The sequence below is a fragment of the Pseudoalteromonas sp. T1lg22 genome, assembly GCF_002964645.1.
Taxonomy (GTDB): Bacteria; Pseudomonadota; Gammaproteobacteria; order Enterobacterales; family Alteromonadaceae; genus Pseudoalteromonas.
In genome coordinates this window covers 1-762 of sequence record NZ_PQBY01000026.1, presented here as the reverse complement: position 1 = coordinate 762, position 762 = coordinate 1, and the positions used below count along the sequence as shown (strand labels likewise).

The following is a 762-nucleotide window of genomic DNA, read 5'->3' as shown; positions in this document are numbered from 1 at the left end:
GTTATAAATCATAAGGAAGGTTTGGTGCGTAATTCTATAATAGGGATATTAATTATTCTGATTAGTGCATGTAACACAACTAGCAAAGATACACAGAAATCAGAACCAGAAAATTTCTTAATTCCTGTTCCGTTCGAAGCTCCTGCGGATCAGTTGTCATTTAATTCTTATATTCCACATTGTACAGAAAACTGCAATGTGAAATTAATGCTAGATATTAGAGGATATTCTTCCTCTTTTAATTTCTTACCTTTTTCAGCCTTTGCAATTCAAGATGAAACGCAGGATTATTCAGCCCGCGTCCAAGTAGAATATGTTCCAGAGAAAGAGAAGTTTGAATACTCTGTAGTAACTAGGCACAAAAACTTAATTGTTGATAAAATTGTAATATCAGAGAATAAATTACCTGATATTTTTCAATTTGCGTTAAAGTGGTCAAGTAACAGCGTAACTGTTACTCCGCATATCAAAGAGGTTGGTGACGGGTGGTTCCGACACGTTCCATCTAAAGAGTCATTAACAGTAGACTTACAATTTAAACCGTATTCATATGCCTATTTGGCATCTGGTTCTCAAGGTAGATTTATTTTGTTCTCAGGAGAACAAAATATTTTAGATCTTAATAAACAAGCAATTGGTGTTAAACCTATTCAGAAAAATGATTTATAACAAGTCATTCCAAAGGACAAAAAACAGTTGGTTTTTGCTCCTTCGTCGCTTATTTTAACCAACTATTTTATTGCCTCTGAATGAGGCGTTATA

1 protein-coding gene is annotated in these 762 nt (G+C 33.7%); it reads left to right on the top strand.

Features of this window, described 5'->3' with window-relative positions:
• The coding region (locus tag C2M24_RS14450) for a hypothetical protein (protein ID WP_233999559.1) at window positions 1-669 on the top strand (669 nt) is incomplete at its 5' end.
• Between the last annotated feature and the right edge of the window lie 93 nt (window positions 670-762).